The organism is Trueperella sp. HMSC08H06 (genome assembly GCF_001808465.1).
Taxonomy (GTDB): domain Bacteria; phylum Actinomycetota; class Actinomycetes; order Actinomycetales; family Actinomycetaceae; genus Trueperella; species Trueperella bernardiae.
Genome location: NZ_KV793350.1, coordinates 36,227 through 53,671 on the forward strand (window position 1 = coordinate 36,227; position 17,445 = coordinate 53,671).

At 62.7% G+C, this 17,445-nt stretch carries 31 protein-coding genes; 3 read left to right on the top strand and 28 right to left on the bottom strand.

Annotated elements, in window-relative coordinates:
* The first annotated feature begins 41 nt into the window (after positions 1–41).
* The 3 genes from HMPREF3174_RS04260 to HMPREF3174_RS04270 all read left to right on the top strand — a co-directional run bounded on the left by HMPREF3174_RS04260 (position 42) and on the right by HMPREF3174_RS04270 (position 2,760).
* The gene (locus HMPREF3174_RS04260; protein ID WP_062613555.1) at positions 42–1,019 is read left to right on the top strand and encodes an amino acid ABC transporter permease; all 978 of its coding nucleotides are present in this window, start codon (positions 42–44) and stop codon (positions 1,017–1,019) included.
* 44 nt (positions 1,020–1,063) lie between these two features.
* The gene (locus HMPREF3174_RS04265; protein ID WP_062613556.1) at positions 1,064–1,822 is read left to right on the top strand and encodes an amino acid ABC transporter ATP-binding protein; all 759 of its coding nucleotides are present in this window, start codon (positions 1,064–1,066) and stop codon (positions 1,820–1,822) included.
* A 161-nt stretch (positions 1,823–1,983) separates the two neighbouring features.
* Entirely contained in the window at positions 1,984–2,760 is a 777-nt protein-coding gene (locus tag HMPREF3174_RS04270) for a MerR family transcriptional regulator (protein ID WP_068538843.1), read from the top strand.
* 169 nt (positions 2,761–2,929) lie between these two features.
* On the opposite strand, the gene rplQ is transcribed toward HMPREF3174_RS04270, so the two are convergent.
* The 28 genes from rplQ to rplD form a co-directional block, all read right to left on the bottom strand.
* On the bottom strand, positions 2,930–3,436 hold the full coding sequence (gene rplQ / locus HMPREF3174_RS04275; protein WP_062613558.1) for a 50S ribosomal protein L17: 507 nt from the start codon (positions 3,434–3,436) through the stop codon (positions 2,930–2,932).
* A gap of 93 nt (positions 3,437–3,529) precedes the next feature.
* Positions 3,530–4,525 (bottom strand): DNA-directed RNA polymerase subunit alpha, encoded by a 996-nt coding sequence (locus HMPREF3174_RS04280; RefSeq protein ID WP_062613559.1) that lies wholly within the window; start codon positions 4,523–4,525, stop codon positions 3,530–3,532.
* A 110-nt stretch (positions 4,526–4,635) separates the two neighbouring features.
* Positions 4,636–5,028, bottom strand: a complete 393-nt coding sequence (rpsK, locus tag HMPREF3174_RS04285) for a 30S ribosomal protein S11 (protein ID WP_062613560.1) — start codon at positions 5,026–5,028, stop codon at positions 4,636–4,638.
* A gap of 17 nt (positions 5,029–5,045) precedes the next feature.
* On the bottom strand, positions 5,046–5,414 hold the full coding sequence (rpsM, locus tag HMPREF3174_RS04290; RefSeq protein ID WP_062613561.1) for a 30S ribosomal protein S13: 369 nt from the start codon (positions 5,412–5,414) through the stop codon (positions 5,046–5,048).
* A gap of 133 nt (positions 5,415–5,547) precedes the next feature.
* A complete protein-coding gene (gene rpmJ / locus HMPREF3174_RS08995; RefSeq protein ID WP_009748913.1) occupies positions 5,548–5,661 on the bottom strand; it encodes a 50S ribosomal protein L36 in 114 nt (37 codons plus the stop codon).
* A gap of 40 nt (positions 5,662–5,701) precedes the next feature.
* The gene (gene infA / locus HMPREF3174_RS04295; RefSeq protein ID WP_062613562.1) at positions 5,702–5,923 is read right to left on the bottom strand and encodes a translation initiation factor IF-1; all 222 of its coding nucleotides are present in this window, start codon (positions 5,921–5,923) and stop codon (positions 5,702–5,704) included.
* Positions 5,924–6,043: 120 nt separating this feature from the next.
* A complete protein-coding gene (gene map / locus HMPREF3174_RS04300) occupies positions 6,044–6,871 on the bottom strand; it encodes a type I methionyl aminopeptidase (RefSeq protein WP_083200578.1) in 828 nt (275 codons plus the stop codon).
* Complete coding sequence (locus HMPREF3174_RS04305) at positions 6,868–7,452, bottom strand: adenylate kinase (protein ID WP_062613563.1); 585 nt, start codon at positions 7,450–7,452, stop codon at positions 6,868–6,870. Before HMPREF3174_RS04305 ends, map begins: the two co-directional genes overlap by 4 nt.
* Complete coding sequence (secY, locus tag HMPREF3174_RS04310; protein WP_062613564.1) at positions 7,449–8,735, bottom strand: preprotein translocase subunit SecY; 1,287 nt, start codon at positions 8,733–8,735, stop codon at positions 7,449–7,451. Before secY ends, HMPREF3174_RS04305 begins: the two co-directional genes overlap by 4 nt.
* Before the next feature lie 218 nt (positions 8,736–8,953).
* On the bottom strand, positions 8,954–9,427 hold the full coding sequence (rplO, locus tag HMPREF3174_RS04315) for a 50S ribosomal protein L15 (RefSeq protein ID WP_068538839.1): 474 nt from the start codon (positions 9,425–9,427) through the stop codon (positions 8,954–8,956).
* The gene (gene rpmD / locus HMPREF3174_RS04320; RefSeq protein WP_068538838.1) at positions 9,427–9,606 is read right to left on the bottom strand and encodes a 50S ribosomal protein L30; all 180 of its coding nucleotides are present in this window, start codon (positions 9,604–9,606) and stop codon (positions 9,427–9,429) included. Before rpmD ends, rplO begins: the two co-directional genes overlap by 1 nt.
* Positions 9,603–10,292, bottom strand: coding sequence for a 30S ribosomal protein S5 (gene rpsE / locus HMPREF3174_RS04325; protein WP_062613567.1), 690 nt, complete (start codon positions 10,290–10,292; stop codon positions 9,603–9,605). The genes rpmD and rpsE overlap by 4 nt, the downstream gene beginning before the upstream one ends.
* A gap of 22 nt (positions 10,293–10,314) precedes the next feature.
* The gene (rplR, locus tag HMPREF3174_RS04330) at positions 10,315–10,671 is read right to left on the bottom strand and encodes a 50S ribosomal protein L18 (protein WP_062613568.1); all 357 of its coding nucleotides are present in this window, start codon (positions 10,669–10,671) and stop codon (positions 10,315–10,317) included.
* On the bottom strand, positions 10,671–11,207 hold the full coding sequence (gene rplF, locus HMPREF3174_RS04335) for a 50S ribosomal protein L6 (RefSeq protein WP_062613569.1): 537 nt from the start codon (positions 11,205–11,207) through the stop codon (positions 10,671–10,673). Before rplF ends, rplR begins: the two co-directional genes overlap by 1 nt.
* A gap of 14 nt (positions 11,208–11,221) precedes the next feature.
* Positions 11,222–11,620, bottom strand: a complete 399-nt coding sequence (gene rpsH / locus HMPREF3174_RS04340; RefSeq protein WP_062613570.1) for a 30S ribosomal protein S8 — start codon at positions 11,618–11,620, stop codon at positions 11,222–11,224.
* A 55-nt stretch (positions 11,621–11,675) separates the two neighbouring features.
* Positions 11,676–11,861 (bottom strand): type Z 30S ribosomal protein S14, encoded by a 186-nt coding sequence (locus tag HMPREF3174_RS04345; protein ID WP_024963318.1) that lies wholly within the window; start codon positions 11,859–11,861, stop codon positions 11,676–11,678.
* On the bottom strand, positions 11,861–12,406 hold the full coding sequence (gene rplE, locus HMPREF3174_RS04350) for a 50S ribosomal protein L5 (protein ID WP_062613571.1): 546 nt from the start codon (positions 12,404–12,406) through the stop codon (positions 11,861–11,863). Before rplE ends, HMPREF3174_RS04345 begins: the two co-directional genes overlap by 1 nt.
* Positions 12,403–12,741 (bottom strand): 50S ribosomal protein L24, encoded by a 339-nt coding sequence (gene rplX, locus HMPREF3174_RS04355; protein WP_062613572.1) that lies wholly within the window; start codon positions 12,739–12,741, stop codon positions 12,403–12,405. Before rplX ends, rplE begins: the two co-directional genes overlap by 4 nt.
* Before the next feature lies 1 nt (position 12,742).
* Positions 12,743–13,111 carry a 50S ribosomal protein L14 gene (gene rplN / locus HMPREF3174_RS04360; protein ID WP_062613573.1) on the bottom strand — a complete coding sequence of 123 codons (369 nt, stop codon included), beginning with the start codon at positions 13,109–13,111 and terminating at the stop codon, positions 12,743–12,745.
* 81 nt (positions 13,112–13,192) lie between these two features.
* Positions 13,193–13,474: a 30S ribosomal protein S17 gene (rpsQ, locus tag HMPREF3174_RS04365; protein ID WP_062613574.1), complete on the bottom strand. Its 282-nt coding sequence runs from the start codon at positions 13,472–13,474 to the stop codon at positions 13,193–13,195.
* Between the two features lie 10 nt (positions 13,475–13,484).
* Positions 13,485–13,718: a 50S ribosomal protein L29 gene (gene rpmC, locus HMPREF3174_RS04370; protein ID WP_062613575.1), complete on the bottom strand. Its 234-nt coding sequence runs from the start codon at positions 13,716–13,718 to the stop codon at positions 13,485–13,487.
* Positions 13,718–14,134, bottom strand: a complete 417-nt coding sequence (gene rplP / locus HMPREF3174_RS04375) for a 50S ribosomal protein L16 (protein WP_070448050.1) — start codon at positions 14,132–14,134, stop codon at positions 13,718–13,720. The genes rpmC and rplP overlap by 1 nt, the downstream gene beginning before the upstream one ends.
* Positions 14,135–14,139: 5 nt before the next feature.
* Positions 14,140–14,961, bottom strand: coding sequence for a 30S ribosomal protein S3 (gene rpsC / locus HMPREF3174_RS04380; protein WP_062613577.1), 822 nt, complete (start codon positions 14,959–14,961; stop codon positions 14,140–14,142).
* A 2-nt stretch (positions 14,962–14,963) separates the two neighbouring features.
* Complete coding sequence (gene rplV, locus HMPREF3174_RS04385; protein WP_062613578.1) at positions 14,964–15,317, bottom strand: 50S ribosomal protein L22; 354 nt, start codon at positions 15,315–15,317, stop codon at positions 14,964–14,966.
* An 18-nt stretch (positions 15,318–15,335) separates the two neighbouring features.
* Positions 15,336–15,617 (bottom strand): 30S ribosomal protein S19, encoded by a 282-nt coding sequence (rpsS, locus tag HMPREF3174_RS04390; protein WP_024963327.1) that lies wholly within the window; start codon positions 15,615–15,617, stop codon positions 15,336–15,338.
* A gap of 12 nt (positions 15,618–15,629) precedes the next feature.
* Entirely contained in the window at positions 15,630–16,469 is an 840-nt protein-coding gene (gene rplB / locus HMPREF3174_RS04395; RefSeq protein ID WP_070448052.1) for a 50S ribosomal protein L2, read from the bottom strand.
* A gap of 27 nt (positions 16,470–16,496) precedes the next feature.
* The gene (rplW, locus tag HMPREF3174_RS04400) at positions 16,497–16,808 is read right to left on the bottom strand and encodes a 50S ribosomal protein L23 (RefSeq protein ID WP_236698671.1); all 312 of its coding nucleotides are present in this window, start codon (positions 16,806–16,808) and stop codon (positions 16,497–16,499) included.
* Positions 16,805–17,443 carry a 50S ribosomal protein L4 gene (gene rplD / locus HMPREF3174_RS04405; RefSeq protein ID WP_062613581.1) on the bottom strand — a complete coding sequence of 213 codons (639 nt, stop codon included), beginning with the start codon at positions 17,441–17,443 and terminating at the stop codon, positions 16,805–16,807. Before rplD ends, rplW begins: the two co-directional genes overlap by 4 nt.
* Positions 17,444–17,445 lie beyond the last annotated feature (2 nt).

Below are 17,445 nucleotides of genomic sequence, written 5' to 3' on the forward strand. Positions count from 1 at the left end.
GGCCTTTGCCCACCCCTCCCGTGGTCCTCAGAAAGCACACCATGCACGACAACATCGAAATCATCGACGCCGTCCCCGTCCGGCACTGGGGGCGCATCGTCTCCGCCGTCGTCGTGGGCATCTTCGCCCTCATGATCATCAACGTGCTCATCACCAACCCCAACTGGCACTGGGACGTGGTGTGGGCCAACCTCTTCCGCCCCGAAGTCATCAGGGCGGTGGGCTGGACCCTCGCACTCACCGTGGGGGCCATGGTGCTTGGCATCATCCTTGCCGTCACCATGGCCGTCATGCGCCGCTCCCAAAACCCCGTGCTGCGCTGGGTGGCGATGGCCTACATCTGGTTCTTCCGCGGCACCCCGATCTACACCCAGCTCATCTTCTGGGGTCTCATCGGCACCCTGTTCACCACGATTACCGTGGGCATCCCATGGACGGACATCAACTTCTTCACCCTCAACCCCAACCGGCTAGTCCCCGGCGACCTCCAGCGCACGATGTTCATTTACGCCGTGCTCGGGCTCGGCCTCAACGAGGGCGCCTACCTGTCCGAGATCGTCCGCTCCGGCCTCAACTCTGTCGACGCCGGCCAGGAGGAGGCCGCCAAAGCGCTCGGCATGTCGCGCGGCCAGGTGCTGCGCCGGATCGTGTTCCCGCAGGCCATGCGCGTCATCATCCCGCCCACCGGCAACGAGACGATCTCCATGCTCAAGACCACCTCGCTCGTCTCCGCCGTCCCCTTCACCCTCGACCTTACCTACGTCACCAACGCCCTCGGCTTCGCCTCCCTGCGCCAAATCCCGTGGCTGCTCATCGCCGTCATCTGGTATCTCGCCATCACCTCTATCCTCATGGTCGGCCAGCACTACATCGAGGCCTACTACGGGCGCGGGGTCAAGGACGGCGACGTCGACCGGCTCTCCCGGCGCGCAAAGGCCAAGCAACGCCGCTCGCGCCAGGCCGCGATCAACGCCGCCGGCACCACGGTTGACAACCCGATGATCGAATACACGCCCTAAGGCGCGCCGCCCTGCTAACTGAGACTTTGGGAAAAGAGAACGCTATGAACATGGTTGAGGTCCACGACGTCCACAAGTTCTTCGACAACCTCCACGTCCTGCGCGGGGTCAGCTTCGACGTGCCGCGTGGGTCGGTCACCACCATCCTCGGCCCCTCCGGCTCCGGCAAGTCCACCATCTTGCGGTGCATCAACGTACTGGAGACGATTCAGGCCGGGTCGATCATCGTCGACGGGCAGCTCATGGGCTACCGGAAGGTGGACGGCAAACTCCACGAGCTCACCGAAAAGCAGGTGGCCGTCCAGCGCACGCAAATTGGGATGGTCTTCCAGCGCTTCAACCTCTTCCCGCACATGACCGCGCTCGAGAACGTCATGGAGGCCCCGATCCAGGTCAAAGGCGTGGAGAAAGCGGCCGCGAAGAAGCGCGCCGAGGAGCTGCTCGCCCAGGTCGGGCTCGCCGACCGCGCCAGCCACTACCCCGCCGAGCTCTCCGGCGGCCAGCAGCAGCGCGTCGCCATCGCCCGGGCGCTCGCCATGCAACCGGAGCTCATGCTCTTCGACGAGCCCACCTCCGCGCTCGACCCCGAGCTTGTGGGCGAGGTGCTCGCCGTCATGAAAAACCTCGCCGCCCAGGGCATGACCATGGTGGTGGTCACCCACGAGATCGGCTTCGCCCGCGAAGTCTCCGACCAGGTGATCCTTATGGACGAGGGCCAGATCGTCGAATCCGGCACCCCCGCCGACGTCTTCGACCACCCCTCCCACCCTCGCACCAAGGAATTCCTGGCGAAGGTGCTCTAGCGCGCACTGTGCCGCCCCGCCTTCCTACGCGAGTACGTGGCGATCCTGGTCAAGTTCAAGTGGGTACTCATCGGGATGACCGGCGCATTCGGACTGTTCCTGTTCATCACACTCTAAGTCTCCCTTGACCCTCACGCCGCGTCAGGAACCATGATCGAGATATGAGAACAGTTGGTGACGTAGCCCAGCTCCTGGGAATCTCGGTACGAACGCTCCACTATTGGGAGGAGCGCGGGCTCGTGGTTCCCGAGCGCACCTGGTCCGACTACCGCCTCTACTCCGACACCGACATCGCCCGTCTCCAGCAGGTCATGGCCTACCGAGCCACTGGCATGAGCCTTGACGCGATCCGAGATCTGCTCGCCGGGCCGGGTACCGGCGTCGACCACCTACGCCGCCAGCGCCAGCTTCTCATGGAAAAACAGGGCGAACTGACACGCATGATCGACGCCCTCGACTACCTTCTGGAGGATGCCATGAACAATCACGAACTTAGCGTCGACGAGGTCGCCGCAATCCTGGGCGAGGCCAACTTCCCCGCCTACCAGGCCGAAGCCGAGGAGGCCTACGGCGAAACATCTGACTGGGAGATCTCAGCCAAGCGCCAAGCCCGCATGACCAAGGCCGACTGGGAGAGGGTGGCCAGGTGCCAGCACGACGTCGAAACCCGGCTCGCCCAGGCCATGCAGGCCGGCGTCGTCCCCGGCTCTGAGGAGGCAAACGCCCTTGCCGAGGAGCATCGGGCACTTCTATCCGAGGGCTTCTTCCCCGTCACACACGCCAAACACGTCATCCTTGGGCGTGGCTATGTCGCTGACCGGCGCTTCCGCGCCCACTACGACGACGTCGCCCCCGGGCTCACCCACTGGCTCCACCAGGTGATCGACGCCAACGCGGCAGCCCACGGTGTCGACCTCGAGCGGGTCGAGTGGGTCTGAATTCAAGCGACGTCAGGCTCGACCCACTAAAAACTTTTGGACGATTCCGGGGAGATCTTCGTATATGAGGAGATCACCCCGGAATCGTCCAGTTCATTTAAATCGGTCCGAACCGCACCCGTGATACAACGATGCCCGGCTTATGCCGGGCATCGTTCATGCGAGCTTCTTACTCGGTGTCCTCCGCCGGAGCGTCCTCAGCCTCAGCCGGGGCCTCCTCGGCCTCGACTGCGGCCTCCTCAACCTCGGCCTCCTCAGCCTCAGCGGCCTTCTGGGCAGCCTTCTCGGCCTCCTTGACAACGGCCTGCTTGGGCGAGACCGGCTCGAGAACGAGCTCGATCAGGGCCATCGGAGCGTTGTCACCCTTGCGGTTCGGCAGCTTGGTGGTACGGGTGTAGCCACCGTTGCGCTCGGCGAACTTCGGGGCGAGCTCCTCGAACAGGACGTAGGCAACCTCGCGGTCGCCGAGGACCTTGAGGGCGAGGCGACGGTTGTAGGTGTCGCCCTTCTTCGCCTTCGTGATGAGCTTCTCGATGTGCGGACGCACGCGCTTGGCACGGGCCTCCGTGGTCACAACCTGCTCATTCATGATGAGCGACTTGCACAGGTTGGCAATAATCTTGCGCTCGTGGGACGGGCTGCCCCCGAGGCGCGGACCCTTTGCGGGCTTGGGCATATTTACTCCTCAATAACTGTGCGGGCAAGCTCTGCGAGCTCTTCCGCGCCTTCGCCTGCGGCGTCCTAGTCCCAGGCGAAGGTAATTCCTAAATTACGCGTCGTCGCTGAACTGCATGCCGTAGTCGTCACCGAAACCGGACATGAAGCCCGTGGGCGAATCCTTCAGACGAAGATCGAGCTTGGCCAGCTCATCCTTGACATCCTCAATCGACTTGGCGCCGAAGTTACGGATATCGAGGAGGTCAGCCTCCGAGCGCATGACGAGCTCACCGATCGTGTGGATGCCCTCGCGCTGCAGGCAATTCTGCGAGCGGGCGGGCAGGTTCAGGATCGTGATCGGGCGCTGCAGATCCGAGGACTGCTGCTCGACAACAGGGGCTTCCTTGAGCTCCAGGCCCTCCACCTCTTCATTGAGCTCCGTGCACAGCGTAAAGAGCTCGACAAGGGTCTTGCCGGCGGACGCGAACGCGTCACGCGGCTGGGTGGACGGCTTGGTCTCCACGTCGACAATGAGCTTGTCGAAGTCGGTACGCTGGCCCACACGCGTGGCCTCGACCTTGTAGGAAACCTTCACCACCGGCGAGTAGATCGAATCGATCGGAATACGACCGATCTCGTAATCCGGCGAGTTGTTCTGCGCAGCGGACACGTAACCGCGGCCGCGCTCGACAGTCAGGTCAACCTCGATCTTGCCCTTCTCATTGAGGGTGGCGATCACGAGGTCCGGGTTGTGGATCTCCACGCCCGACGGGGGCGTGATGTCCGAGGCCAGGACCTGACCCGGGCCCTGCTTGCGCAGGTACATGAGAACCGGCTCATCGTGCTCGGAGGTCACAACGAGCTCCTTGAGGTTCAAGATGATCTCGGCGACATCTTCCTTGCAGCCGGGAACAGTCGAGAACTCGTGCAGGACGCCGTCGATGTGAATCGAGGTGATGGCTGCGCCGGGGATCGAGGACAGCAGCGTACGACGCAGGGAGTTACCCAGCGTGTAGCCGAAGCCGGGCTCGAGCGGGTCGAGCGTGAAACGCGAACGTGTATCGGAAAGCTTCTCTTCCGTCAGCGTGGGTCGCTGTTCAATGATCACTGGTGATGTCCTTTCAACGGGTGCCCGCTATATGACACCCTGATTCTCTGATGTGGGTTCATCCCCTGCAGGGCGTGGCCCTGCGGCTTGAGGCCCCAAAGGGCCTGCGATCACACACGACGGCGCTTGGGCGGGCGGCAGCCGTTATGCGCCTGCGGGGTCACGTCGGAAATCGAGGTGACCTCCAGGCCGGACGCGGTCAGCGAACGAATCGCGGTCTCGCGGCCGGAGCCCGGGCCCTTGACGAAGACGTCGACCTTCTTCAGGCCCATGTCCATCGCACGACGCGCGGCATTCTCAGCGGCGAGCTGAGCGGCGTACGGCGTGGACTTACGCGAACCCTTGAAGCCGACCATGCCCGCCGACGCCGTAGCGAGGACCTCGCCCTTGGCATCGGTGATCGAGACGATCGTGTTATTGAAGGTGGACTTGATGTGCGCCTGTCCGTTGAGGACGTTCTTACGCGCAGCCTTACGCGGGCGGCGCTGAGTCTTAGGTGGCATGTTTAAACTCCTCTACCCTACTTCTTCTTGCCTGCGACAGTCCGCTTCGGACCCTTGCGGGTACGCGCGTTCGTCTTCGTACGCTGACCGTGCACGGGCAGGCCACGACGGTGGCGGATACCCTGGTAGCAACCAATCTCGACCTTGCGGCGAATGTCGGCCTGGATCTCGCGGCGAAGATCGCCCTCGACCTTGTAGTGCTCGTCGATGTGGTTCTTGAGTTTAACCAGATCCTCCTCGGTCAGATCCTTCACGCGGATGTCCGGATTCACACCGGTGGCCGCGAGGGTCTCCTGAGAACGGGTCCGGCCGATGCCGAAAATGTACGTAAGCGCAATCTCGACGCGCTTTTCGCGCGGGAGATCAACGCCGGAAAGACGTGCCATGTTGTGGCTCCCTATTGTCTTCTTCCGAAGGTGTGGAGCATTACTGTCCCTGATCGGGCCTCAGCCTTCGGACTGAGGGTTGTGCTTTCGCACTAGTAATGCAATTGCTGCGGGTTACCCCGCGATCTGTGACTTAGCCTTGGCGCTGCTTGTGGCGCGGGTTATCGCAGATAACCATGACGCGACCGTGGCGACGAATCACCTTGCAGTTGTCGCAGATCTTCTTAACACTAGGCTTGACCTTCATTCGGGTGCTTCCTGTTGCCAAAGTGGCGGTAGAGTGCGGTTTACTTGTAGCGATAAACGATCCGGCCGCGGCTGAGATCGTAGGGCGTGAGCTCTACAACCACCCGGTCTTCCGGAAGGATCCTGATGTAGTGCTGACGCATCTTGCCAGAGATGTGTGCGAGCACCATATGCCCGTTTTCCAACTCGACACGAAACATCGCGTTAGGCAAGGCCTCAGTGACCGTGCCCTCTACCTCGATGACGCCTTCTTTTTTCGCCATGTTCCCCGCTTAACTGAAATTGCTATCGCCGGACGGATCCGACGGGTACCGACGTGGCACCAACGTTCAATACTACGGGATCGGCCCAACCGTTCGAAAGGGCGTTCGCGGTGTATCTCGTCACGCCTCGAGCGGGACGGGAACAATGCCGTACGGCGCGAGCCCTTCGACTCCCCCGTCCGGCGCGGTCAGCACCCAGATGCCACCCTTGTGCTTGGCCACCATGTGCTCCCAGTGGCAGGCGTCCGAGCCGTCCTGCGTGCGCACCGTCCACTCGTCGTCGTCGACGCTCGTGGCCTGGTTGCCCGCCGCCAGCATCGGCTCGATGCACAGCACCATTCCGCGCTTGAGCTTCGGGCTACGCCCCGACGTGCGATAATTGAGGACCTCCGGGTCCTGATGCATCGACGTGCCAATCCCGTGGCCGACGTAGTCGAGCAGGATGTCGGGCTGGTCGGCGTCGTCGAGGCCGGTGACGTAGTCGTCGATCGCGTTGCCGATGTCCGCCACACGCTTCCCGGTGGCCATCGCCGCAATCCCTACCCACATCGATTCACGTGTGATGTCATTCAGCCGCTCGCGCGCCTCCCGCACCTGCGGGTCTCCCCCGGGCAGGACCACCGAAATCGCGGCATCCCCGTGCCACCCATCGACGACGGCGCCGCAGTCCATCGACACCAGGTCCCCCGGCTGCAACTCGAGCGGGCCGGGGATACCGTGGACGACGACGTCGTTGACCGACGTGCAAATCTGGCCCGGGTAGTCGTAGTACCCGTAAAAATTGGAGACCGCGCCGTGGGCTTGCAGGACGTCGAGGGCAATCGCGTCGAGGTCCGCCGTGGTCATGCCCGCACGAATCTGATCGCGCAACGCCGTGTGAATCGCCGCCACCACAAGGCCAGCCTTGCGCATGGCGACGATCTGGGCGTCAGACTTGTACTCGATCACTTTGAGCCCAGGAAAGCCCGGCAGCCGGCAATCAGGCGGTCGCGCACTTCTTCGATCGTGCCGCGGCCGTCGATCGGCACGAGGATCCCGCGCTTGCGGTAGACGTCCAAAAGCGGCTGGGTCTTCTCGTGGTAGACCTCAATACGGTGGCGGATGACCTCTTCCGTGTCATCCTCGCGCCCCTCAACCTCGGCTCGCTTGAGAAGACGATCCACGATCGCCTCCTCCGGGAAGTCGAGCTCAATCACGGCGTCGAGCGGAGCATCCCGCTCCTCGAGCATCTTGTCCAACGCCTCGACCTGCGCGAGCGTTCGCGGATACCCATCAAGGAGGAAGCCATTCTCCGCGCCCGTTTCATCCAGGCGAGAGGCCACAAGGCGATCCGTCAGCTCGTCAGGCACGAGGTTGCCCTCATTGATGTAGGAGGCGATCAGATCGCCGAGCTCGGAACCGGACGTAATGACGTCGCGAAACGCCTGGCCGGTAGAAAGCCACGGAATGCCCAGGCGTTCAGAGACGCCGGCTGCCTGCGTGCCCTTGCCAGCCCCGGGAGGGCCAACAATGACGAGACGGTAATTCATCGGAGGAATCCTTCATAGTGACGCTGTTGGAGCTGAGCGTCGATGTCCTTCACGGTCTGGAGGCCGACGCCCACGAGAATAATAATCGACGTTCCACCGAAGGATAGGGAATTAATACCCATGGAGTTGAAGACGATCTGCGGAATGAGCGCGATAATCGCGAGGTACATCGCACCCACCCAGTTGATGCGGTTAATGACGTAGCGCAGGTAGTCGGCGGTCGGCTGCCCGGCGCGTATGCCCGGCACGAAGCCGCCGTAACGCTTCATGTTGTCCGCGATCTCCTCCGGGTTAAACGTGATGGAGGTGTAGAAGAACGCGAAGAAGATGATGAGGAGCGCATACATGACCAGGTACCAGCCCGAGCCGTGCGAGAAGTTCTCCGCCACCCAGCGTGTCCAGCCGGAGTTCTGGTCACCGAACTGGGCGATCATTTGCGGCAGGCCAAGGATGGAGGACGCGAAGATCACGGGGATCACGTTCGCCATGTTGATCTTCAGCGGAATGTAGGTGGAGGTGCCGCCGTAAGTACGACGACCGACCACGCGCTTGGCGTACTGGACCGGGATGCGACGCTGGGACTGCTCCACGAACACGACCACGAGCGTGATCGCCAGGAACATCGCGAGCACGATGAGGAGGCGGGAGACGCCGCCGTCGGAACGGTAGACGTTCGTGAGCATCGTGGGGAACGACGCCGCGATACCCGTGAAGATGAGCAGCGACATGCCGTTGCCAACTCCGCGCTCGGTGATCAGCTCGCCCAGCCACATGATGAGGCCCGTACCGGCGGTCACCGCGAGGATGGTCAGCAGGTATTTGCCCGGGTTCGCGTTCGGGATCGGGTCAACCGTGCACAGCTGGAAGATCGAAGAATTAGCCACCGACACGATCACCGAGGCCTGGAGGACAGCCAAAAAGATCGTGAGGTAACGGGTGTACTCGGTCAGCTTCGCCTGACCGGTCTGCCCTTCCTTGTGTAGCTCCTCGAAGCGCGGGATGACCACTCGCATGAGCTGGACGATAATCGACGCCGTAATGTAGGGCATGATGCCCAGGGCGAAGATCGACAGCTGCAGGAAGCCACCGCCCGAGAACATATTCAACATCGTCAACAGATCAGCGCTACCCTGCTCGTCCAGACACTGCTTGACGTTGGCGTACGACACAAACGGTGCAGGCATGTAGGTACCGAGGCGATAGATCGCCATGATAAACATCGTAAAAAGAAGCTTGCGCCTCAGATCCGGTGTACGGAATGCCGATACCAGTGCTTTGAACAAAACAATCCTCCAAATGCCAGCCCGTGGGCCGTCGCGTGGTGCCCGATCAATCGAGCTCGTGAGATCTGCGCATGCAGATCTTGCCGGTGTCTAGGCAGACACCGTTTCACTATACCTACTCCCACCCTGATACAAATAACCAAAATGGACGGATGTGCGACAAATCGCGGTGAAACGCAATTGGCCCCCACAGGTTGTGGGGGCCAATTGACTAAGTGTTAGGCATCTCGCTTCGCCAGCGTTCCGCCAGCGGCCTCGATCTTGGCCTGGGCCGACGCCGACCAGGAGTCGACCACGGCGTTGATCTTGACCGTGATCTCACCGGTGCCAAGAATCTTGACCGGGCGGTTCTTGCGAACCGCGCCCTTGGCCACGAGCTGCTCGACGGTGACGTCGCCACCCTCGGGGAACAACTCGTTCAGGGCGTCAAGGTTGACAACCTGGTAGTAGACCTTGGCCGGGTTCTTGAAGCCGCGCAGCTTCGGCAAACGCATGTGGAGCGGCATCTGGCCACCCTCAAAGCCCGGACGAACCGTGTTGCGGGCGTGCGTACCCTTGGTGCCACGGCCCGCGGTCTTACCGCGCTTGCCGCCCTCACCGCGACCAGCGCGGATCTTGGCTTTGTTCGAGCCCGGGGCCGGACGCAGGTCGTGAATCTTCAGCGGCTCCGACTTGGTCGTCGAATCAGTCATTACTCGACCTCCTCCACATCGACCAGGTGTGTCACCTTACGGATCTGGCCGCGGATCGCGGCGTTGTCCTGGTGGGTCACGCTCTGGTGAATCTTGTGCAGGCCAAGGGAGGCGATGGTCGCCTTCTGGGACTGCGTGGCCCCAACGAGGCCCTTCTTCTGCGTAATCTTCAGCATCATGCACCAACTCCCGCGGCGGCAGCCTCGTTCTCTTCGCGCTTAGCTTCGAGCTCGGCGTCCTCGCGCTCCTTGGCCTCGTGCTCGGCACGGACCCGGAGCATCGCAGCCGGGGCAACCTGGTCAACAGGCAGGCCACGGCGAGCCGCAACCGCCTCGGGCTGCTCAAGCTGCTTGAGCGCCGCGACGGTGGCGTGCACGATGTTGATCGCGTTGGACGAGCCAAGCGACTTCGACAGGATGTCATGGATGCCAGCGGCCTCCATGACGGCGCGAACCGGGCCACCCGCGATAACGCCGGTACCGGCGGACGCCGGACGCAGGAGGACGACGCCGGCGGCGTCCTCGCCCTGCACCAGGTGCGGGATGGTGGTGCCGATGCGCGGAACCTTGAAGAAGTTCTTCTTCGCCTTCTCGGTGCCCTTCGCAATAGCGGCCGGCACTTCCTTGGCCTTGCCGTAGCCGACGCCAACGGTGCCGTTGCCATCGCCCACCACGACGAGCGCGGTGAAGGCCATGCGACGGCCGCCCTTGACGGTCTTGGCAACACGGTTAATGGTCACGACGCGCTCGATGTAGGCATTCCTGTCATCTGCGCGACGATCGGTACGACGCTCGTTGCGACGCTCGCGGTTGCCGCGCTCCTCGCGGTCACCCTCGGAGCGGCGTCCACGCTGCTCTGCAGCCATGTCTATATCCTCTCGTTTCAGATCACAGGTTCAGGCCGGCTTCGCGGGCGCCATCGGCAACCGCGGCCACGCGACCGTGATACTTGTTTCCACCGCGGTCGAGAACGACGGCGGAAACGCCGGCCTCGATCGCGCGCTTACCAATGCGCTCACCCACGATGCGGGCGGCGCCCACCTTGCCCTCGGTGTCCGACGGGAAGTCGGCCTCGAGCGTGGAGGCGTAGGCCAGGGTCTTGCCCTCCGAATCGTCGATGACCTGGGCGATCATGTGACGGTTCGAACGGGAGACGGCCAGACGGGGACGCTCAGCGGTTCCAACGACGCGCTTGCGAAGGCGCTGGTGGCGGCGCTTACGCGCAGCAAACTTGTGACTAGACATTACTTACCAGCCTTTCCAGCCTTGCGACGCACCTGCTCGCCAGCGTAACGAATACCCTTGCCCTTGTATGGTTCGGGCTTGCGCAGCTTGCGAATAGAGGCGGCCATCTCGCCAACCTTCTGCTTGTCGATACCGACGACCGAGAACTTGGTCGGCCCTTCAACCACGAAGGAGATGCCCTCGGTGGCCTTGACCAGGATCGTGTGCGAGTAGCCGAGGGAGAACTCGAGGTCCGAGCCCTTAGCCAGCACGCGGTAACCGGTACCGTGAATCTCAAGGTCCTTCTTGTAACCCTCGGTCACGCCAATGATGTTATTAGCCACGAGGGTACGGGTCAGGCCGTGAAGCGAACGCGACTCGCGCTCGTCATTCGGACGGGTGACGACGATCTGGCCGTCCTCCACCTTGACCTCGATCGGGGACGCGACGGTGAGCTCAAGCTCGCCCTTCGGTCCCTTGACCTTGACGTTGTTGCCATCAATGGCGACGTCGACGCCGGACGGGATAGAAATTGGGAGCTTACCAATACGTGACATTGCAGCCCTTCCTTCTACCAGATGTAGGCGAGGACTTCCCCACCTACGCCCTTGTCCTTGGCCTCGCGGTCGGTGAGGAGGCCGGAGGACGTGGACAAGATTGCCACGCCCAGGCCGCCCAGGACCTGAGGGAGATTGGTCGACTTGGCGTACACGCGAAGTCCCGGCTTCGAAATGCGGCGCAGGCCGGCGAGCGAGCGCTCGCGGTTCGGGCCGTACTTCAGGGTCAGGGTGAGCGTCTTGCCCACCTTGGCGTCTTCGACGGTGAAACCGTCAATGTAACCCTCACGCTTGAGGATGTCGGCGATCGACGCCTTCATCTTCGAGTACGGCATTTCAACCGACTCGTGGAACGCCGAGTTGGCGTTGCGCAGACGCGTGAGCATATCTGCAATGGGGTCTGTCATAGACATCGGGCCACAGCCCTTCCTCGTCGTGGTTTCCTTACCGGACCTGCGACGTAGTTTCTTACCAGCTTGCCTTCTTTACGCCCGGGAGCTCGCCCGCGAGGGCCATCTCACGAACACAGACTCGGCACAGGCCGAACTTACGGTAGACGGAGTGCGGACGACCGCAACGCTGACAGCGCGTGTAGGCGCGAACAGCGTACTTCGGCTTCCGGGCCGCCTTTTGCTTGAGAGCAGTCTTTGCCATTAGTCCTCCTTGAACGGGAAGCCGAGGTGGCGCAGGAGCGCGCGGCCCTCGTCGTCGGTCGTCGCGGTGGTGACAAAGGTGATATCCATGCCGCGGACGCGATCAATCTTGTCCATGTCGATCTCGTGGAACACGGTCTGCTCGGTCAGGCCGAACGTGTAGTTCCCGTTGCCGTCGAACTGCTTGGGCGACAGGCCGCGGAAGTCGCGGATGCGCGGCAGCGCGGTGGACAGAAGACGGTCCAGGAACTCCCACATGCGGTCACCGCGGAGGGTGACGTGGCAACCGATGGCCTGACCCTCACGCAGCTTGAACTGCGCGATGGACTTGCGGGCCTTCGTCACCTGGGGCTTCTGGCCGGTGATCGCGGTGATGTCCGCAATCGCGCCGTCGAGGATCTTGGAATCGCGAGCGGCTTCGCCCACGCCCATGTTGACGACGATCTTGTCCAGACCACCCACGTTGTTCACGTTGGTGTGGTTGAACTCCTTCTGCAGCGCCGGGAGGATCTCCTCGCGGTACTTGGTCTTCAGACGAGGGGTCACAGCTCGATCTCCTCTCCGCCACGGCGGCCGATGCGCTCGCGCATGATCTTCTTGCGGCCGTTACGCTCCACCTCAACCTCGCGGAATCCCACGCGGATAGGCTTCTTGTCCGGGCCAACAAGCATCACGTTCGAGATGTGAATCGGCGCCTCGACGGTCTCAATGCCACCGGTCGTACCACCACGGTCGGTACGGCCAACCCGGGTGTGCTTCTTGACGCGCTGGACGCCCTCAACCACGACGCGATCGTCACGGACCTGCAGGACTCGGCCCTGCATGCCCTTGTCACGGCCTGCGATGACCTGGACGAGGTCACCCTTCTTGATCTTCGCCATGTTAGATCACCTCCGGCGCGAGCGAAACGATGCGCATGAACTGCTTGTCGCGAAGCTCGCGTGCGACGGGGCCGAAGATACGGGTGCCGCGCGGCTCGGTGTCATTCTTCAAAATGACAGCAGCGTTCTCATCGAACTTAATGTACGAGCCGTCTGCACGGCGCGTGTGCTTCTTCGTGCGGACGACGACGGCCTTGACCACGTCGCCCTTCTTGACATTGCCGCCAGGGATTGCATCCTTGACAGCGGCGACGATCACGTCGCCAATTCCGGCGTAGCGCCGACCAGAACCGCCGAGCACACGCATGCAAAGAATTTCCTTCGCACCCGTGTTATCAGCGATCTTCAGTCGCGTCTCCTGCTGGATCATTTACTTATCTCCTGTCGTCGTGCCGGTTCTCAATATTGAGCCTTGCCGAACGGATGTTTTCTCAGGTAAAGATACCTGAGATTACTTGGCCTTCTCGATGACCTCGACCACACGGAAGTGCTTGGTCGCGGACAGCGGTCGGGTCTCCATGATGCGCACGAGATCGCCCTCGCGAACCTCGTTCGTCTCATCATGAGCCTTGATGCGCTTGGACCGGGTCATAACCTTGCCGTAAAGCGCGTGCTTGCGGCGATCTTCGACCTCGACCACGACGGTCTTGTCCATCTTGTCGGACACGACGTAGCCGGTGCGAACCTTGCGGTAGTTGCGCTGCGTCTGTACGTTCTTTTCCTGCTCGCTCATCGCGCTTCCTCTACTTCTTCTTAGCCGTCGGGGCGGTGCGGATTCCGAGCTCGCGCTCGCGGGCGACCGTGTAGATGCGCGCAATGGAGCGACGCACCTCCTTCAGACGGCCGGAGTCTTCCAGGCGATGGGTCACGGCCGAGAAACGAAGGTTGAACAGTTCAGCCTTCGCCTCCTGGAGGCGCTCGGCGAGCTCAACATCGGTGAGCTGATCGAGCTCTTCAGTGGTAATGCCCTTAGCCATTATTCACCATCCTCACGGGTAATAAAACGAGTCTTCATGGGGAGCTTGTGCTGGGCGCGGGACATGGCCTCACGAGCCAGCTGCTCGTCAACACCGGCCAGCTCGAACAGAACGCGGCCGGGCTTGACGTTGGCAACCCACCATTCGACTGAGCCCTTACCAGAACCCATACGGGTTTCGGCCGGCTTCTTCGTAAGCGGGCGATCCGGGAAGATGTTGATCCAGACCTTGCCGCCTCGCTTGACGTGACGGGTCATCGCGATACGGGCAGCCTCGATCTGGCGGTTGGTCACGTAGGCCGGCTCGAGAGCCTGGATGCCGTACTCACCGAAAGCCAGGGTGCTGCCACCCTTGGCCATGCCATGACGGTTCGGGCGGTGCTGCTTGCGATGCTTGGTTCGGCGGGGAATGAGCATGTAACTCAGGCCTCCGTTTCCTGGGTAGCGGGCGCCTCAGCTGCCGGAGCGGCGGGCGCCTCGGTGGTGGCCTGCTCGGCCTGATTCTGACGACCACGGTTACCGCCACGACGCTCACCACGGCGCTCGCCACGGCCACGGCCGCCGCGACCACGCGGGGCCTCGGTCAGGGAGCGGTAGTACTCGACGTCGGTGACGTCACCGCGGTAGATCCACACCTTCACGCCGATGCGGCCGAAAGTGGTGCGGGCCTCGTAGAAGCCGTAGTCGATGTTGGCGCGCAGGGTGTGCAGCGGCACACGGCCCTCACGGTAGAACTCCGAGCGGGACATCTCGGCGCCGCCGAGACGACCGGAGCACTGCACGCGGATGCCCTTGGCACCGGCGCGCTGCGCGGACTGGATGCCCTTGCGCATGGCGCGCCGGAAGGAGACGCGGGATGCGAGCTGCTCGGCGATGCCCTGAGCCACGAGCTGGGCGTCGGCTTCCGGGTTCTTAACCTCGAGGATATTGAGCTGGACGGACTTGCCGGTCAGCTTCTCCAGGTCCTGGCGGAGGCGGTCAGCCTCGGCGCCACGGCGGCCGATGACGATGCCGGGGCGAGCGGTGTGGATGTCGATGACCACGCGCTCGTTGCGACGCTCGATGTTGACGCGGGACACGCCCGCGCGCTCGAGGTTCTTCTCGATCATCTTGCGGATCTTGATGTCCTCACCGAGGAAGTCGGCGTAGGTCTTGCCGGCCTCGTTGGAGTCCGTGAACCACTTCGAGCGGTGGTCCGTGGTGATACCAAGACGGAAACCTACCGGATTAACTTTCTGTCCCATTCTTAGGCCTCCTTGGTTCCGACGATGACGGTGATGTGACTCGTACGCTTCATGATCCGATTCGCACGCCCCTGGGCGCGCGGCTGGATGCGCTTCATGGTCGGGCCCTCATCCACGTAGGTCTCGAGGATCTCGAGAGCGGACTCATCGAAGCGCTCGCCGGCCTGGCCGGCTGCGTAACGGGCGTTGGCGATTGCCGACTGGACGATCTTGCGAACGTCGCGGGCAACAGCCTGGGGTGCAAACTCGAGCACGTCCAAGGCGTTGGTTGCATTCAAACCGCGGATCTCGTTGATCACTCGGCGAGCCTTCTGCGGCGTGACGCGGACGTAGCGCGCCTGTGCCTTTGCTTCCATTATTCTGCCTCTCCTGCCTTATCGGCGACGGCCCTTGCGATCGTCCTTCTCGTGACCCTTGAAGGTGCGAGTCGGAGCGAATTCGCCGAGCTTGTGGCCGACCATGGACTCGGTGATGAACACCGGCACATGCTTGCGGCCGTCGTGGACTGCGAACGTGTGACCAAGGAAGTCCGGGGTGATGACCGAACGGCGCGACCAGGTCTTGATGACGTTGTGGGTGCCCTTCTCGTTCTGCTCATCAACCTTCTTCTGAAGGTGATCGTCGACGAAGGGGCCCTTCTTCAAACTACGCGGCATAGCTGACTACTCCTATCGAGACTTCTTGCCGGTCTTGCGACGGCGCACGATGAGCTTGTCGCTGGGCTTGTTCGGATGACGGGTGCGAGATTCCTTCTGGCCCCACGGGGAGACCGGGTGACGTCCACCGGACGTCTTGCCCTCGCCACCACCGTGCGGGTGGTCGAACGGGTTCATGACGACACCGCGGACGGTCGGGCGGACGCCCTTCCAGCGCATGCGGCCAGCCTTGCCCCAGTTGATGTTCGACTGCTCGGCGTTGCCGACCTCACCAACGGTGGCGCGGCAGCGGGTGTCGACCAGGCGGATTTCGCCCGACGGCAGGCGCAGGTGGGCGTACTTACCTTCCTTCGCGACCAGCTGGACGGACGAGCCGGCCGAGCGGGCGAGCTTGGCGCCGCCACCCGGGCGGAGCTCCACGGCGTGGATAACCGTACCGACCGGGATGTTACGGATCGGGAGGTTGTTGCCGGGCTTGATGTCCGCGTTCGGACCGTTCTCCACCATCGTGCCCTGCTTGACGCCTTCGGGGGCGAGGATGTAGCGCTTCTCGCCGTCGACGTAGTGCAGCAGCGCGATGCGCGCGGTGCGGTTCGGATCGTACTCGATGTGAGCGACCTTGGCGGGCACGCCGTCCTTGTCGTGACGACGGAAATCGATCACGCGGTACTGGCGCTTGTGGCCACCACCGATGTGACGCGTGGTGATACGACCGTGGTTGTTACGACCACCGGTCTTCGGCAGCGGGCGCAGCAGCGACTTCTCCGGCGTAGATCGGGTGATCTCGACGAAGTCGGCAACGCTCGAACCGCGACGACCCGGGGTCGTCGGCTTGTACTTGCGAATTCCCATGAGTGTTCCTCAATACTTCCCGTCGGCTTAGCCGACGATATCGCCGTAGATGTCGATGGTGCCCTCGCGCAGGGTGACGATGGCGCGCTTGGTGGCCTTGCGGCGGCCAATGCCATCGCGAGTGCGGCGGGCCTTGCCCTGACGGTTCTGGGTGTTAACCGAAGCAACCTTGACACCGAAGATCTTCTCGATCGCGATCTTGATCTCGGTCTTGTTGGCGCGCGGGTCAACGATGAACGTGTACTTGCCCTCGTCCTCGAGGCGGGCGGCCTTTTCGGAGGCTACCGGCTCGATGATGACGTCGCGAGGATCCTTGTTCTGGAACGCAGCGTGAGTCACTTCGTCTCCTCCTTGTTCGTCCATGCCTCGTAAGCAGCTTCGGTGAACACGACGTCGTCGGCGACGAGGACGTCGTACGCGTTGAGCTGGTCAAAGTAGAGCAAGTGTGCTTCCTGGGCGTTACGCAGCGACAGGATCGTCAGCTCGTCCGTGCGATCGACGACGACCAGCGCCTTGCGGCCCTCGGTCACCTCGAGCAGGAACTTGAGTGCGACCTTGGTGGACGGCTTGTCGCCCTCCACGAAGCCCTTGACGATGTGCACGCGGTCATGCTTGGCACGATCCGAGAGCGACTGACGCAGAGCGGCAGCGATCATCTTCTTGGGGGTGCGCTGCGAGTAGTCGCGCGGGACGGGGCCGTGAACGACGCCGCCGCCGGTCCAGTGCGGCGCACGGATCGAGCCCTGGCGGGCGCGGCCAGTGCCCTTCTGGCGCCACGGCTTGATGCCGCCGCCGGAAACCTCACCGCGGGTCTTGGTCTTCGCGGTACCCGCGCGACGAGCGGCGAGCTGGGCGTTAACCACCTGGTGAAGCAGCGGAATGTTCGGCTCGAGACCGAAGACGGCCGAGTCGAGTTCCACGTTGCCGGCCTTCTTGCCGGTCAGATCAATAACGTCAACCTTGAGGTCCGCCATCG